A 14676-nucleotide genomic window follows, 5' to 3' on the forward strand; every position below is an offset into this window, starting at 1 on the left:
CCGTAGCCCCGCCGCCGTGGGCCCGCGACGCGGACCGCGGGGCCGGGCACTGATTACTTAATGCTTGACGCTGACGCTAGATTAGTCCGGTGACTACCAGTAATCCGAGAGTTCGCAAAGCCGTCATTCCCGCCGCAGGGCTGGGTACGCGGTTCCTCCCCGCCACCAAAGCCATGCCCAAGGAAATGCTGCCCGTGGTGGACAAGCCCGCCATCCAGTATGTCGTAGAGGAAGCCGTGGGCGTCGGACTCAACGACGTTCTGATGATCACCGGCCGCAACAAGCGGGCCCTTGAGGACCACTTCGACCGCGTCCCGTCCCTGGAGTCCACACTGACGGACAAGGGCGACACCAAGAAGCTGGAGTCCATCCAGGCGGCCAGCAACCTCGGCGATATCCACTATGTCCGCCAGGGCGACCCCAACGGCCTGGGACACGCGGTGCTCCGCGCGCGCCAGCACGTGGGCAACGAGCCCTTCGCGGTCCTGCTCGGTGATGACCTGATCGATGCCCGGGATGAACTCCTTGGGACCATGATCGACGTCCAGGCCAAGACCGGCGGCTCCGTGGTGGCACTGATAGAGGTGGATCCGTCCCAGATCAGCGCCTACGGCTGCGCGGATATCCAGGAACTCGACGGCGAGGGATACGTCCGCATTAACCGGCTCGTGGAAAAGCCGTCCCCGGACGAAGCCCCGTCCAACCTGGCGGTCATCGGCCGGTACGTGCTGCACCCCGCAGTGTTCGATGTGCTGGAGGAAACAGGTCCTGGCCGTGGTGGCGAGATCCAACTGACGGATGCCCTCCAGGAACTGGCCACCGGCGAAGGCGAAGGCTACGGCGTCTACGGCGTGGTGTTCCGCGGCCGCCGCTATGACACCGGGGACAAGCTGAGCTACCTGAAGGCCTGCGTCCAGCTGGCAGTTGACAGCGATGACCTGGGCCCGGGCCTGCGTGAGTGGCTGCCGGGCTTCGCGGCGCAGCTTTCCAAGTAGCGCCGTGCGACTCGGTCCCATCTGGCCGGTCACGCTTGAATGCGGCGACCTGGTACTGCGGCCCATCCGCTACCGGGACAGGAAAGAGTGGACGCAGGTACGCACACGGAACAGTGACTGGCTGGCGCCCTGGGAAGCGTCCAACCCGGACCCCCGCGGCGGGCTGCCGGACTACCGTCAGATGGTGCGTTCGCTGAATTCCCAGGCAGCGCAGTCCACGGCGCTGCCGTTCGTCATCACCGAACGCGTGCCGGGCCTGCGGACCCCGCCCATCGTCGGCCAACTGACCGTATCCTCCATTGTCTGGGGCTCGGCCATGATGGCCACGCTGGGGTATTGGGTGGACCAGTCGCGGGCCGGCCGGGGAATAGCCCCCACGGCGGTGGCCCTGGTGACGGACCACTGCTTCCAGGCGCTGGGCCTGCACCGGATGGAGATCAACATCCGCCCGGAGAACGGACCCAGCCTACGGGTGGTTGAGAAGCTCGGCTTCCGGGATGAGGGTTACCGCCCCCGCTACCTCCACATCAACGGCGCCTGGGCAGACCACCGCTCCTTCGCCCTCACCTCCGAGGAAGTACCGGACGGCCTGCTCACGCGCTGGTTGGCATCCCGTACGTCTTAAATCCACTCATTTGGCAGGACGCGGGCGACACACCGCAGCCAATGCCACTTCAGCAGTGGGGATGCTCATACGGTTTTGAGTGTGGACTTCCCCCTTAGCAGCTCTGTGATCCTTGTGGTTGCTGTCGTGCTCTGGATTGTGTGGGTTGCCCCCTACGTCCTCCGGAACCGCAGGCACCAGTTCCAGCCCGCCGGCGATTTCCTGGCGGACACGCCCGCCCAGGAGAAACCGGAACCGGCAGGCCTGGTTCTGAATGTCGCCGCCAAGCAGGAGAAAACGATGGACACGAGGAAGAGCGCCGGACCAGCTGCGAAGCCCTCCGCCGCTGCCACCGGACGGCTGCGGATCCATTACGGCCGGACCTCCATTGCCCTGCTGGGCCTCCTGTCCCTGGTGACTGCCCTGGTATCGGCTGTCCTGCTGCCGTTCGGCCTCGGCTCTCCGGCACTTCCCCTGATCTGTGCCGGGATCACCGCAGCATCAGTGGTTCTCCTGCGTGCCCTCGCCGTGCGCCGCCGCAAGGCCAAAGTCAACGCTGCGTTCCGGTCCGCCATGGGCGCTGCCGAACGCAAACCTGCGCCCGTGGACCGCATCCCGCCAAAGCCCCAGGCCGCGCCCGCGCCTGCCCGTCCGGAGAGCCCGGTGTTCGACGCCGAGGCCCACCAGCCGCGCATCAAGCCGCTGACGGCCGGGGAGCTCCGTGAAGCCGCACTGGCTGTGGCTATCGCCGCTGGGGATACCAGCGCGGCAGCACCGTCGTCGGAAGCTCCCTCCGGCACACCCTGGGAGCCCGTTGAAATTCCGAAGCCGGTGTACGTCGAGGCTGCCAAGGCCGAGCGGCCGGAGCCGAAGCCGCTGGAACTTCCGGAAGCACCCAAGGCAACCGGCAAGCCGTCCCTGAAGCAGGGCGCCGCCGCTGATGCCCAGCAGCTCAACGCCCCGCAGCTCACCAAGGCACAGAGCGCGCTGAGCAACCTGGACGACGTCCTGCAGCGCCGCCGCGCCTAGGCAGCGGAACGGCCGACGACGTCGTCCAGCAATTCGCGGCCGCGCCGGATTGCCGCCGGTTGGCATTGGAACAGGAAAAATGTGTAGCCTAGGGTCACCGGTTCCAATCCCGCAGGGCTGATGCCGGATCCGGGGCTATAGCTCAGTTGGTAGAGCGCTTCGTTCGCATCGAAGAGGTCAGGAGTTCGAATCTCCTTAGCTCCACGTTGACACAGGAAAGGCCACCCCTCCGGGGTGGCCTTTTTCGTGCTACAGCCAGCCCTTGCGTTTGAAGACGACGTACATGAGGGCCGCCACTGCCACCATCAGCACCAGCGCGAGCGGGTAGCCGAACGCCCAATGCAGCTCGGGCATGTGGTCAAAGTTCATGCCGTAGATGCCGGCAACGAAGGACGGCGCGAACAGGATGGCCGCCCAGGAGGATATCTTCTTGACCTGTTCGTTCTGTTCCGCACTTGCCTCGTTCTGGCGGTTTGCCGTCAGCGTTCCGTCCAGCGTCAAGGCGTTCTGCAGGAGGTCCCGGAATGAGTCTGCCCGGGAGATCACCCTCTCCACATGGTCCTCCACGTCGCGCAAGCTGTGCTGGAGTTCGGTCTCCACCCCGTACTTGCCGAAGCCCCGTTTCAGTTGGTGCATCATGTCCGGCAGCGGATGGATGGCCCGCTGGAACTGGATGACCTCGCGGGCGAGTTCGTAGATGCGGCGGGACACGCTGGAGTCGCCGCTGAAAAGCTGGTCCTCGATTTCATCGATGTCGTTCTGCAGCCCGGCCACCACCGGGGCGTAGTCGTCCACCACGCGGTCCAGCAGCGCGTACAGCACCGCCTCCGGCCCGTGGCGCAGGAGGTCCGGGCGGGCTTCCATCCGGCGCCGCACGCGTCCCACGCCTGCCATTTCGGCGTGGCGCACCGTCACCACGAAGTTCTTCCCGGTGAAGATGTGCAGTTCGCCGAACTCCACCGTTTCACTGGAGTCGAGGTAGCGGGCCGGCCGGAGCACGGTGAACAGGCTGCCCTCGTAGCGTTCCATCTTGGGGCGCTGATGGGCGGAAATGGCGTCCTCGACGGCCAGTTCGTGGAGGCCGAACTCGGCTGCTACCGCAGCCATCTCCTCCGCGGTGGGCCGGTAGAGCCCGATCCACGCCATCCCGCCGTGCCGCGCCATGGTCTCGAAGGTCTGTTCCAGGCTTTCCGGCTCGGCATGGCGCACGCCGTCGACGTACACGGCGTTATCGATGATGGTCATTCAGGAAATCCTAGCGGCCGGTGGACGCGGCGTTGCTCAGGCCGCTGATCAGCGGTTCGGTGCGGTAGGGGATATGCGTATGCAGGGCCAGGACTGTCTCGGTGCGGATCACGCCCTTGATGCGAAGCACCTGGCGCAGCGAGGACTGGAGGTTGTGGGTGTCCGTTGCCACCACGCGGCACCAGACATCGCCGCGGCCCGAAATCTCGTGCACTTCCAGCACCTGCGGAATCAGCCGCAGCGCCGCCACCACACCGTCGAGTTCCCGGTGTGACACCTCGATGGTCACGAAGGCTACGACGTCGTAGCCCACTGCCTCCAGGTCCACCTCCCGGCCACCGGAGCGGAGCACTCCGGTACGGATAAGGCGCCGGACCCGGGACTGTGCGGTATTCCTGGCGACTCCGGCGGCCTCGCTGATGTCAGCAATCTGCATCCGCGGATCCCTGATGAGCGAGAGGAGGATTTTGAGGTCGGTGGCATCAAGATTGTTCAAATGATCATCTCCCATCATCCGGGCAGCATACTTTTGAGGATTATGCTCAATTTGCTTGGCTTTTGTCGATCAAAGGAGCAACTTTAGCGCACTCTGGAGCCATCCCTGTCTTACCCGCGCGGGCTCCCACAAGGAACACCTGGCGCGGCCTCCCCGGAAGGCGGCTCCATGACGGTCTTCAGCGAACTGCGTATGCGCCCGGCGGCGGCAACCGGCTGGAACGCCTCCACCTCGGCACGGCTGGTCATTTCCGGCGCCGTCATCTTCATGCTCCTGGTGGGCGCCAACCTTGCCACGCCCCTCTATCCGCTGTTCCAGGCTTCGCTGGGGTTGTCCGCCCTTGACGTGACCGCGGCTTTCGCCAGCTACGTCCTGGCGCTGGTGGCCACCCTGATGCTGGCCGGCCACTGGTCGGACCACATCGGCCGGCGGGCCGCGCTGCTCCTGGCCGTGCTGGGCGGGCTCGCCGGAAACCTGGTGTTTGCCGAGGCCCACAGCCTGGCGGCGCTCTGCGCCGGAAGGGCACTGCAGGGGACCAGTGTTGCCCTGGCCACGGGCGCCAGTGCTGCGGCGCTGCGTGAACTGCTGCCGGCCCGTCCCGAGTGGGCTTCACGGTTCACCCTGCTGGCCTCCTCGGGCGGCGTCGCCGCGGGGCCCGTGATCGGCGGGCTGCTGTCCCTCCTGCCGGGGCCGACCAGCGCACCCTACGCAGTGCACTCGGCCGTCCTCGCAGGGCTGCTCATTCCACTGGTCCTGATCCGGGCACGCCGGGCCATCGCCCTCCCGGAAACGGCGGCAACATTCCGGCTCCTTGCGCCCCGCCGCCCGGCGGTATCCCGCAACGCACGGGGAGCGTTCTGGCTGGCCTCCGGTGTGGGGTTCCTCAGCTTCGCCGTGTTCGGTTTTTGCCTGTCCCTAGCCCCTGGCTATTTTGCCGGCGTCCTTGGCACCGATTCCCGCCCCGTCGTGGGGCTCCTGGCCGGCCTGCCCTTGGCAGCGTCGGCGGCAAGCCAGCTCTTCAGCGCCCGGGGCCGCTTCATCGTTCCGGCCGGCCTGACCCTGCTGGGCGCCTCGGTGATCCTGCTCGGCACCGCCGGTGCGTGGCACAGCCCGGCGCTGCTCGTGGCCGCCTGCCTCGCCGCGGGAACAGGGCAGGGGTTGGCGTTCCGCACGGTCTTCAACGATGTGGCCGGCAAGGTGGAGCCGGCACGCCACGCCCAGGTGGTGAGCACCGTGTACGTCATCACCTACCTGGGCAGCGCGGTGCCGGTCCTGGGGCTCGGGTGGGCCTCCGCCGTCGTGGGCCAGGACGCGGCCGTGACCGGCTTCGTAGTGGCATGCGGCGCCGCGGCATTGGCCCTGGCCGGCGTCACCCTGGCCCGCCAGGCTTCCGCTGCCAGCCGCTGCCCAAGCCTCTGACCGGCGGCCGGCGGCCGGCGGCGGCCACGGCGGGCCGGAAGCCGTCAGTCGGGCAGCGGCCCGTGGTTTCCCTGGATGTGCTCAAACACCAGGGTGGTTTCGGTATGTCCCACCACGGGGTCCGTGGCCAGGTTGTCCAGCACCCAGTCGCGGAGGTCTTCGGTGCTGCCGACCGCGATGTGCAGCAGGTAGTCCACCGAACCCGAGGTATGGAACGTTGACAGCACCGCTGGCAGGTGCGGAACCCGGGCAGTGAAGCGGTCAATCTGGTCGCGATCATGCGCGCGGAGCCGCACTGCCACCAGGGCCTGGACCGACCTTCCGATGGCTGACAGGCTCAACTTCGCCTCGTAGCCCTGAACGATCCCGCGTTCCGAGAGGGCGCGCGTGCGCATCAGGGCCGTGGACGGGGCGATGCCCACCATCTCGGCCAGCTGCTTGTTGGAGATCCTCGCATCGGCCACCAAAGCTGCCAGGAGGCGCTCATCGATGGCATCCAGCGGCTCCAGGTGCGCTCCGGGCCTGGCGTTCCTGGGATTCATGCTCACTGCGCTTCCTTCCAAAGGTCCTGTATTCATCCTAGACCGCCGGAACCGCGCGCCCGGGTCCCGGGAAGCGCGTCACGCCGAATATCCGCAGGGCCGCGCCGTCCTCCGCCCGACTTAATTCGACACGGGGCGGGACGCTCCCGGCGCGCGGCCGGCGCCGCCCCGGGGATGCACGACGGCGACAATCACCGCCGTGACGCATGCCAGCACCATCACGGCTCCGGCCAGGGCAGCCCAGCCCAGGGACTGGAACAGCAGGCCCCCGGCCCAGCCCAGCACACTGGAACCCAGGTAGTAGGCCAGGTTGTACAGCGACGCCGCCTGCGCCCGTCCCTCCGTGGCGATGGCGCCCGTCCAACCGGCGCCGATGCTGTGGGCGGCGAAAAAGCCGCCGGTGAACACCACCAGGCCGGCCAGGATCAGCACCAGCGACTCGGTCAGCGTCAGTGCCAGGCCGGCCACCGCGAGCCCCAGCCCCGCCATCAGGACCGACCGGCGGCCGAACCGCAGGGTCAGCCCGGCCGCCCACCGCGACGTGACGGTGCCTGACAGATAGGCAAGGAAGATGAGGCTGATCAGCGTCGCGGGCAGCGTGAACGGTTCCCCGGAGAGGCGGAAGCCCAGATAGTTGTAGACGGCCACGAAGCCGCCCATCATCAGGAAAGCCTGAAGGTATAGCGCCAGCAGCCTGATGTTGCGCACGTGGGCGGCGAGCGTCCCAAGCGCCCCGCGCAGGCCAGTTCCCCCCGAGGCCACAAAGCCCCGGGCCTTGGGAACCAGCAGGAGGAACGCAACAGCAGCTACGGTAGCCAGCACCGAAACGGCCAGCGCAGCGGCGCGCCAGCCCCACAGCTCACCGGCAGGACCCGCCACCAGCCGCCCGGCCAGGCCGCCCAAAGTCGTTCCGGCCACATAGCTGCCGGCTGCGAGTGCGGCGTGTGCCTTGGTCACTTCCTCGTTCAGGTAGGCGATGGCGATCGCGGGGATGCCGCCCAGGGCCATGCCTTCCAGCAGCCTGAGCGCCAGCAGCAGCTGGAAACTGCCGGCCAGGGGAACCATGAGGCCCAGCGCGGTGGCTGCGCAGATTCCCCAGGTCATGGCCCGTACCCTGCCGATCCTGTCCGCGAGGAAGGACCAGGGGATGACGGTGACGGCGAGGCCCACGGTTGCCAGCGAGATGGTCAGGGCGGCCTCGGCTGCCGTGATGCGCAGGTCGGAGGCGAGCAGCGGCAGGACTGCCTGCGTGGAGTACAGCTGCGCGAACGTGGCAACTCCGGCGCAGGACAAGCCTGCGAGTATGCGGGAGTAGGCAGCAGATCCCTTGGCATGGCCATTCCAGCGCGGCGGTGCGCCGCCGCCGGCCAGGCTCGCGTTGTGTGGCATCCAGCAAGGCTATACAGCCCTGAACACATGCATCCAATGCATTATTCATGGCAAACTCATAGCAGTGGTGGATTTTTGACGCCCATGCCGCCCGCGCAGCGTGGCCGCCCGGGTACCAACCCGCCCTGCAGCCCAGGAAGGATGTTCTGCCTGATGGAACCGGACCAGCGGCAACTGGTGCAGCTATTGCCCCTGCTTCCCATACTCGCCGAGCTGGGACGCACGGAGCACATCACCGGGACGGCCGAACTGCTGGGCGTACCCCAATCCACGGTGAGCCGGGCCATCGCACGTGCCAGCGCCGTCGTCGGAACCGAACTCCTGGTCCGGGACGGCAGGGGAGTGCGGCTGACCGCCGCGGCGCGCACCTTGTTGCCCTACATCGAGACCGCCCTGGCGGAGTTCCGCGCCGGGCTGGACCTGGTCCGCAACGAATCGGACGTGGCACAGGGCAAAATATCGGTCTCGTTCCAGCACACGTTCGGGGAGGCGACGTTGCCCCTGCTGATCAGCGCCTTCCGGAGCAGGCACCCGGGCGCTGCCTTCACGCTCAGCCAGGGCGCCCGGAACGCCTGCCTGGAGGAACTGGCCTCGGGACAATCAGACCTCGCCCTCACCGCCCCCGCCGCGCCGGCAGGCCGCCACCTGGAATCCGCCCCGCTGTACCGGGAACCGCTGCGCCTGGTGGTCCACCACGGGCACCGCCTGGCAGGGCGGCCGACGGCGGACCTCGCCGACATCCGAAACGACCCGTTCGTGGCGCTGGGCCCGGGATACGGGCTTCGTTCCCTCACGGACGCCCTGTTCCGCGACGCCGGGTACCGCCCGCGGATCGCCTTCGAAAGCCAGGATTCGCACACTGTCCGCGGGCTGGTGTCCGCAGGACTCGGCGTCAGCATCCTCCCGCCCGGCGGTGACGCGCCCGGAGGAACAGTCACCCCGGAGACAGGAAACCTTGGCTGGGCGAGGTGCCGCTCTCCTCCGCCCTGGCCTTCCGCGACGTGGGGCTGTCCTGGCGGCGCACCAGAACCGGTGCCGAACCGGCCTCCGTCCGGCTCTTCCGCGAAATGGTGGTTGCGGAAGGACCGCGCCTGCTCTCCGGCCTGGCCGCACAGCGGTCCCGGTCCGGACAGTAGTCTTGTGACGTGCAAAACAGCCAAGAACCCGCAGCCGTGCCCCTGGACCAACCCGCCACAACGCCAGCCGGCAGCCCGTTGGCCGGTGTCATCATCGGCCTGGACATCGGCGGAACCAAGACCCGGGGAGTCCGCTTCGAGGACGGGGCCCCGGTGGCCGACGAATCGGTGGGAAGCTCCAACGTGCAGAACGTCAGCCGCGAGGAAGCAGCACGCAACCTGGCCGAGCTTTTTTCCCGGATCGGTGCCGGGCCCGTGGCCAGGGTCTACGCCGGGTCCGGCGGCATCGACACGGCCGAGGACGCGCGTGCCCTGGCATCCCTGATCGAGCCGCATGTCCCGGGAGCCGCCGTGACGGTGGTGCATGATTCCAGGCTCCTCCTGGCGGCAGGCCGCGCCCGCTCCGGCGTCGCGGTGATTGCCGGGACAGGCTCCGCCGCGTGGGGCAGGAACGCCGATGGCGACGAAGCCCGGGCGGGCGGCTGGGGCTACCTGCTGGGGGACGAAGGCAGCGGCTACTGGCTGGGCCGCGAAGCCGTGCGCCACAGCCTCCGCCGGATGGACCAGGGCCTTCCGGTCGACGCCCTCACCCGGGCACTGCTGGAGGCCTGCGGGGTGGAACACCCTAACCGCCTCATTGCGCTCTTCCACTCACCCGCGACCGGCCGCCGCTTCTGGGCGCAGCAGGCCAGGCACGTCGTGGAAGCCGCCGCCGGCGGCCACCGTGAAAGCCGCGACCTTCTCGACCGGGCGGGACAGGACCTTGCCGGCCTTGCCCTGCAGGTCCTGCGCCAGCTGCGGCTGGACGGGCCCGTGATCCTGGGCAGCGGCCTCGGCATGAACGTGGTGCAGCTGCAGGAAGCATTCCGGCGGCACCTGGCCGAGGGTGGCGTCACTGATGTCAGGGTCCTGGACCAGGACCCTGTCTTCGGGGTGCTGCAGCTGGTGGCCGAGCCCGCCTAGGCATCGTCGCCGGCCCGTCAGTCCGGCACGCTCCGCTTTCGCGGCGTGAGGCGCACGGCCGGGAGCGGGGGAGCCGGGATGCGTCCCGCCTCCGCCCCGGCGTCGGGACCGTGCCCGTGGACCACCCCGTAACGGGCAGCCGCCGCTTCGGCTCCTGCCAGCCCGGCTTCGGCTTCCCATTCTTTGCGGGCCTGCTCAACCTCATCGTGCGTCCGCCCCACGAAGTTCCACCACATCAGCAGCTCTTCCCCGAAAGGCTCGCCGCCGATGAGCAGGAACCGGGTGCCGGGCAGGGCCCGCACCGGCAGCTCTGTCCGGCCCGTGCCCAGGTAGCCCAGCGGTCCCGGGGGAAGGTCCTGCCCGTCGACCGCCAGGCCGCCGTCGAGCACCAGGATGCCGTGCTCAAACTCCGGATCCAGGGGCAGCACGGCCTCGCCGTCGCAGGAAATGTCGGCGCCCACGATCGGCGAGAACATGCTGGCCGGTGACTCAACGCCGCCTAACCGTCCCACCATCACCGTCGCCGAGAAGCCCGGACCGGTGGACACGGGAAGCTCGCGGTGCTGCTCGAAGGCGGGGGCACGGTGGCGGTCCGCGTCGGGCAGCGCCACCCAGAGCTGCAGGCCGCGCTGCAGCGGCAACTCCCCGCCGCCGGCCGGAAGAACCGCGAACTCCGAGTGGGAGACGCCATGGCCCGCGGTCATGATGTTCAGTTCCCCGGGGCGGACCACCACGTCGCTGCCCACGCTGTCCCTGTGGCGGATGTGGCCGGCTAGCGGCCACGTGACGGTCTGCAGCCCGATATGCGGGTGCGGCAGGACGGACATCGCCGTCCGGTCCGGGCCGAAACTGTCCAGGAAGCACCAGGCGCCGATGGTGGGGAGGCCGCGCTGCGGCAGGGTGCGCTTGACGTTCATGGCGCGCACGCCGCCCAGCGGAACCTCCCGCTCGGGCCACAGCTGAAGGCACGGGCCGCGGGACCCTGCCACGGTTGCCGGGGGACAGATTTCCTGCTCTGGTGCTGCTTCCAAGTTGGTCACCCCTCCACTTTAGGGCCGCTGCGGCACGGTGGGCTGCGTTGCGGCCCATCCGCTGCGTGCATGGCTGCGAATGGTCACAGTAGGGATTCCTTTGCCCGGAAACTGTGCCGCAACTGCTGTGCGCCGGGCCGGGTTGGGTTACCGTAACTAACAGCGTGCTGATGACCACGTCACGTTGCTGTCAAATGGCGTCCGAGCAGAACAGGTGAGTCCGCACCATGGACCAGGCAATGATCGAGTTCCAGAACGTCACCAAGCAGTACCAGGGTGGCCAGCCGGCCGTGGACGGGCTGACCATGTCCATCCGGAAAGGGTCCGTCACGGTCTTCGTTGGCCCCTCCGGCTGCGGCAAGACGACGTCCCTCCGCATGATCAACCGGATGGTGGAGCCCAGTTCAGGGGTCATCACGGTGGGGGGCAAGGACGTGACCTCCGTGCCCGCCGCGGAACTCCGCCGGTCCATGGGGTACGTAATGCAGTCCGCAGGGCTCCTTCCGCACCGCTCCGTGCTGGATAACATCGCCACTGTTCCGCGGCTGAACGGCGTGTCCAAAGCCGACGCGCGCAAACGCGCCGAGGAGCTCCTCGACGTCGTCGGCCTGGCCCGGCCTCTGGGCAGGCGGTACCCGGCCCAGCTCTCCGGCGGCCAGCAGCAGCGCGTGGGCGTGGCACGCGCGCTTGCCGCCGACCCGCCCGTGCTGCTGATGGACGAGCCCTTCAGCGCCGTGGACCCGGTGGTGCGTGAGGAACTCCAGCAGGAGTTGTTGCGCCTCCAGAAGGACCTGGCCAAGACCATAGTCTTCGTCACCCACGACATCGATGAAGCCACGGTGCTGGGCGACATGGTGGCCGTCTTTGCCGTCGGCGGCAAACTGGCCCAATACGCCACCCCCGAGGAGATCCTGCGGGCGCCCGCCAACGACTTCGTGGCCTCGTTCGTCGGCAGGGACCGCGGCTTCCGCCACCTTGGTTTCACGGCGTCCGACGGCGTCACGATCCACCAGGTGCCCACGATCGTCCGCGCGGCCTCGGGATACGAATCGGACCCCGCCGCAGCGGGCGGCTGGCAACTGGTGGTGGACGCGGACATGCGTCCACTCGGCTGGGCCGCCCCGGGAACGGACACCGGACTCATTCCCGGCGGCTCGCTCTTCCGGCCGGGCGAAAGCCTGCGCCGGGCGCTCGACGCAGCCCTCTCGTCGCCGTCGGGCCTGGGCGTTGCCGTGGACGACGCCGGCAAGGTGCTCGGTGTGGTGCGCGGCGGTGAAGTCCTGGCCCTGATCGAAGAAGCCCGCCAGGTCCGGCAGGCAGCCCTCTGATGGAGTGGTTCCTGGCCAACAGCGGCATGGTGTTCGAACGGGCCGGCCAGCACCTGGTGCTCGCCCTGGTCCCCATGGTGCTCGGGCTGGTGCTCTCCATCCCGCTGGCCCAGCTGGCTCGCCGGAACGCGGCCCTGCGGTCAGTGGTCCTGACCGCCAGTTCGCTGCTGTACACCATCCCCTCACTGGCCTTGTTCATCATCCTGCCCACCATCCTGGGCACCCGCATCCTGGACCCCCTCAACGTGGTGGTGGCCCTGACCATCTATGCGGTGGCCCTGCTGGTGCGGGCGGCGCTGGATGCCTTTGATTCCGTGGACCAGGAAGTCAGCCAGGCCGCCGTCGCCATGGGGTACCGCCCGCTGGCCCGCTTCCTCCAGGTGGACCTTCCGCTGTCCCTGCCGGTGCTGTTCGCCGGGCTCCGGGTGGTCTCCGTCAGCAACATCTCGCTGGTCAGCGTCGCCGCGCTCCTGGGGATCGGCAACCTGGGCATGCTCTTCACCTCCGGCCTGCAGCGGGACTTCGTCACCGAAGTGGTGGTGGGCATCGTCGCCATCCTGGTCCTGGCGCTGCTGATGGACGCCGTCCTGGTGCTCCTCGAACGCCTCCTCACGCCTTGGGAACGTGCGGGGAAGCGGGGCGGTGCGCGGGCGGGCTCGCCGGATGACGGCCCGGAACCGGCAGGCGCCGCCCGGCGCCTGTCCGTGCCGAACGCCGGCGGAGGCCACGCATGAGCAACGTCTTCACCGATACCTTCGAATGGCTGGCCGACCCCCTGCACTGGTCAGGCAGCATGGGCATTCCCGCCCGGGTGGCCGAGCACCTCCAATACACCGGCCTGGTGATGCTGATTGCCTCCGCCATCGCCGTGCCTGTCGGCATGTACGTGGGGCACACGGGCCGGGGCAAGGTAGCGGTGGTGGCGCTCGCCGGTGCGCTGCGCGCCCTGCCCACCCTGGGCCTGCTGACCCTCTTCGTCCTGGTGGCCGGCATCGGGCTGATGCCTCCGGTCTGGGCCCTGGTGATCCTGACGGTGCCGCCCCTCCTGGCCGGCACCTACGCAGGAATTTCCAGTGTGGACCGCAACGTGGTGGACGCTGCCCGGGCCATGGGCATGACCGAGCTGCAGGTGCTGTTCCGGGCCGAGCTGCCCAACGCCCTGACCGTGATGTTCGGCGGCTTCCGCACCGGGGTACTGCAGGTGATCGCCACCGTTTCCGTGGTGGCCTACATCAACCTCGGCGGCTTGGGACGCTACCTCTTCGACGGGCTGGTCCTCAGCGACTTCCCCCAGATGCTTGGCGGCTCGCTGCTCATCGCAGCGCTCGCCATCGCCGTCGACCTCGTCCTTGCCCTGGTCCAGAGGCTCTTCCTGTCACCGGGCGCCATCCGCAAGCCACGCCGCAGCCAGCAGGCTGCTGCCGACCGTACAGATCCCGTTCCAGCGGAGACTGTCCTACAAGGAGGTACGTCATGAAAGAAACCAGTCCCCACCGCCTGGGCCGGAGAGGCTTCGGCGCGCTCGCAGCCGGGCTCGGCCTTGCTGTGACTCTGTCCGCCTGCGGCGGTTCGTCAGATCCCCTCAGCAACGCCCCGGCCACCAGCGGCGGATCCTCCGGCGGGGCGACGTCCCTGACGGTGGGCTCGGCCGACTTCCCGGAGAGCCAGATCATCGCGGAGCTGTACGCCGGCGCCCTGAACGCGGCGGGCGTCACCGCCACCACCAAGCCCAACATCGGCTCCCGCGAGGTGTACTTCAAGGCTGTCCAGGACGGCTCCGTGGACATCGTCCCGGACTACACCGGAAACCTGCTGCTGTACGTGGACAAGGAAGCCACGGAGGTCTCCGCGGATGACATCTACAAGGCCCTCCCGGACAAGCTGCCGGACGGCCTGGCCGTGGGCGAGGCCTCGAAGGCCGAGGACAAGGACGCGATGGTGGTCACCAAGGCGACCGCCGAAAAGTACCAGCTCAAGTCCATCGAGGACCTGGCGAAGGTGTGCAGCGAGATCGTCGTTGGCGCCCCCGCCACGTTCGCCGAACGTGCCTACGGACTGCCGGGCCTGAAGAAGAACTACAACTGCGAGCCCAAGAAGCTGGAGCCCTTCAGCGACGGCGGCGGCCCGGTGACGCTCAAAGCGCTGCTCGAGGACCAGGTCCAGGTTGCCGACATCTACACCACCACGCCGTCCATCGCGGACAACGACCTGGTGGTCCTGGAGGACCCCAAGAACAACTTCATTGCCCAGCAGGTGGTCCCGCTGTTCAACGAGAAGAACATGTCGGACAAAGCACGGGAAGCTTTGAATTCCGTGTCGCGCATCCTCACCACGGATGACCTCATCAACCTCAACCGCGCGGTCAGCGGCAGCCAGAAGCAAAACGCCAAGGACGCCGCCACCGCCTGGCTGAAGGACAAGGGCATCGTGAAGTAGGCGGCCCGCCTGCCCCGGCAGGGACATGGACGCCATCACGACGGCGGCTTCCGCACCCGGGTG

At 68.3% G+C, this 14676-nt stretch carries 14 protein-coding genes, 1 tRNA gene and 1 pseudogene; 11 read left to right on the forward strand and 5 right to left on the reverse strand.

The features are described 5' to 3' along the window. The first annotated feature begins 89 nt into the window (after positions 1-89). The 4 genes from galU (at position 90) to AS031_RS02845 (ending at position 2832) form a co-directional block, all read left to right on the forward strand. Entirely contained in the window at positions 90-995 is a 906-nt protein-coding gene (gene galU, locus AS031_RS02830; protein WP_058266593.1) for a UTP--glucose-1-phosphate uridylyltransferase GalU, read from the forward strand. A gap of 4 nt (positions 996-999) precedes the next feature. Continuing rightward, positions 1000-1620, forward strand: a complete 621-nt coding sequence (locus AS031_RS02835) for a GNAT family N-acetyltransferase (RefSeq protein WP_058266594.1) — start codon at positions 1000-1002, stop codon at positions 1618-1620. Between the two features lie 105 nt (positions 1621-1725). Next, positions 1726-2628 carry a hypothetical protein gene (locus AS031_RS02840; protein ID WP_058266595.1) on the forward strand — a complete coding sequence of 301 codons (903 nt, stop codon included), beginning with the start codon at positions 1726-1728 and terminating at the stop codon, positions 2626-2628. 131 nt (positions 2629-2759) lie between these two features. Further along, positions 2760-2832 (forward strand) — tRNA-Ala (locus AS031_RS02845). Positions 2833-2877: 45 nt separating this feature from the next. Here the strand turns inward: AS031_RS02845 and corA are convergent. Both corA and AS031_RS02855 read right to left on the reverse strand, forming a co-directional pair. Then, a complete protein-coding gene (gene corA / locus AS031_RS02850; RefSeq protein WP_058266596.1) occupies positions 2878-3873 on the reverse strand; it encodes a magnesium/cobalt transporter CorA in 996 nt (331 codons plus the stop codon). A gap of 10 nt (positions 3874-3883) precedes the next feature. Beyond that, positions 3884-4369, reverse strand: coding sequence for an Lrp/AsnC family transcriptional regulator (locus AS031_RS02855; protein ID WP_141688737.1), 486 nt, complete (start codon positions 4367-4369; stop codon positions 3884-3886). Positions 4370-4537: 168 nt separating this feature from the next. Between AS031_RS02855 and AS031_RS02860 the strand changes: the two genes are divergently transcribed. Further along, a complete protein-coding gene (locus AS031_RS02860) occupies positions 4538-5788 on the forward strand; it encodes an MFS transporter (RefSeq protein WP_058266598.1) in 1251 nt (416 codons plus the stop codon). 44 nt (positions 5789-5832) lie between these two features. Here AS031_RS02860 and AS031_RS02865 read toward each other — a convergent pair whose 3' ends face one another. Beyond that, positions 5833-6330: an Lrp/AsnC family transcriptional regulator gene (locus AS031_RS02865; protein ID WP_058266599.1), complete on the reverse strand. Its 498-nt coding sequence runs from the start codon at positions 6328-6330 to the stop codon at positions 5833-5835. A gap of 120 nt (positions 6331-6450) precedes the next feature. After that, positions 6451-7719 (reverse strand): MFS transporter, encoded by a 1269-nt coding sequence (locus tag AS031_RS02870; RefSeq protein WP_058266600.1) that lies wholly within the window; start codon positions 7717-7719, stop codon positions 6451-6453. Between the two features lie 153 nt (positions 7720-7872). Between AS031_RS02870 and AS031_RS02875 the strand changes: the two are divergent. Both AS031_RS02875 and AS031_RS02880 read left to right on the forward strand, forming a co-directional pair. Continuing rightward, a pseudogene (locus tag AS031_RS02875) lies at positions 7873-8855 on the forward strand (LysR substrate-binding domain-containing protein). A 36-nt stretch (positions 8856-8891) separates the two neighbouring features. Next, the gene (locus tag AS031_RS02880; protein WP_058266601.1) at positions 8892-9818 is read left to right on the forward strand and encodes an N-acetylglucosamine kinase; all 927 of its coding nucleotides are present in this window, start codon (positions 8892-8894) and stop codon (positions 9816-9818) included. Between the two features lie 17 nt (positions 9819-9835). On the opposite strand, the gene AS031_RS02885 is transcribed toward AS031_RS02880, so the two are convergent. Then, a complete protein-coding gene (locus AS031_RS02885) occupies positions 9836-10858 on the reverse strand; it encodes a pirin family protein (protein WP_058266602.1) in 1023 nt (340 codons plus the stop codon). 218 nt (positions 10859-11076) lie between these two features. On the opposite strand from AS031_RS02885, the gene AS031_RS02890 reads away from it, so the two are divergent. Genes AS031_RS02890 through AS031_RS02905 form a run of 4 tightly spaced genes read left to right on the forward strand, consistent with a single transcriptional unit; the run spans position 11077 to position 14613 of the window. After that, positions 11077-12177, forward strand: coding sequence for an ABC transporter ATP-binding protein (locus AS031_RS02890; RefSeq protein ID WP_058266603.1), 1101 nt, complete (start codon positions 11077-11079; stop codon positions 12175-12177). Continuing rightward, entirely contained in the window at positions 12177-12911 is a 735-nt protein-coding gene (locus tag AS031_RS02895; RefSeq protein WP_058266604.1) for an ABC transporter permease, read from the forward strand. Before AS031_RS02890 ends, AS031_RS02895 begins: the two co-directional genes overlap by 1 nt. Further along, on the forward strand, positions 12908-13654 hold the full coding sequence (locus tag AS031_RS02900) for an ABC transporter permease (RefSeq protein ID WP_058266605.1): 747 nt from the start codon (positions 12908-12910) through the stop codon (positions 13652-13654). The genes AS031_RS02895 and AS031_RS02900 overlap by 4 nt, the downstream gene beginning before the upstream one ends. After that, positions 13651-14613, forward strand: a complete 963-nt coding sequence (locus tag AS031_RS02905; protein ID WP_058266606.1) for an ABC transporter substrate-binding protein — start codon at positions 13651-13653, stop codon at positions 14611-14613. The genes AS031_RS02900 and AS031_RS02905 overlap by 4 nt, the downstream gene beginning before the upstream one ends. The last annotated feature ends 63 nt before the right edge of the window (positions 14614-14676 follow it).

This window comes from Pseudarthrobacter enclensis (genome assembly GCF_001457025.1).
GTDB classification, from domain to species: domain Bacteria; phylum Actinomycetota; class Actinomycetes; order Actinomycetales; family Micrococcaceae; genus Arthrobacter; species Arthrobacter enclensis.

What these genes read in the sequence shown, in the direction of transcription:
- corA (WP_058266596.1), bottom strand. Translation starts at nt 3,873, where the DNA reads ATGACCATCATCGATAACGCCGTGTACGTCGACGGCGTGCGCCATGCC.
- AS031_RS02860 (WP_058266598.1), top strand. Translation starts at nt 4,538, where the DNA reads ATGACGGTCTTCAGCGAACTGCGTATGCGCCCGGCGGCGGCAACCGGC.
- AS031_RS02865 (WP_058266599.1), bottom strand. Translation starts at nt 6,330, where the DNA reads ATGAATCCCAGGAACGCCAGGCCCGGAGCGCACCTGGAGCCGCTGGAT.
- AS031_RS02870 (WP_058266600.1), bottom strand. Translation starts at nt 7,719, where the DNA reads ATGCCACACAACGCGAGCCTGGCCGGCGGCGGCGCACCGCCGCGCTGG.
- AS031_RS02890 (WP_058266603.1), top strand. Translation starts at nt 11,077, where the DNA reads ATGGACCAGGCAATGATCGAGTTCCAGAACGTCACCAAGCAGTACCAG.
- AS031_RS02895 (WP_058266604.1), top strand. Translation starts at nt 12,177, where the DNA reads ATGGAGTGGTTCCTGGCCAACAGCGGCATGGTGTTCGAACGGGCCGGC.
- AS031_RS02900 (WP_058266605.1), top strand. Translation starts at nt 12,908, where the DNA reads ATGAGCAACGTCTTCACCGATACCTTCGAATGGCTGGCCGACCCCCTG.
- AS031_RS02905 (WP_058266606.1), top strand. Translation starts at nt 13,651, where the DNA reads ATGAAAGAAACCAGTCCCCACCGCCTGGGCCGGAGAGGCTTCGGCGCG.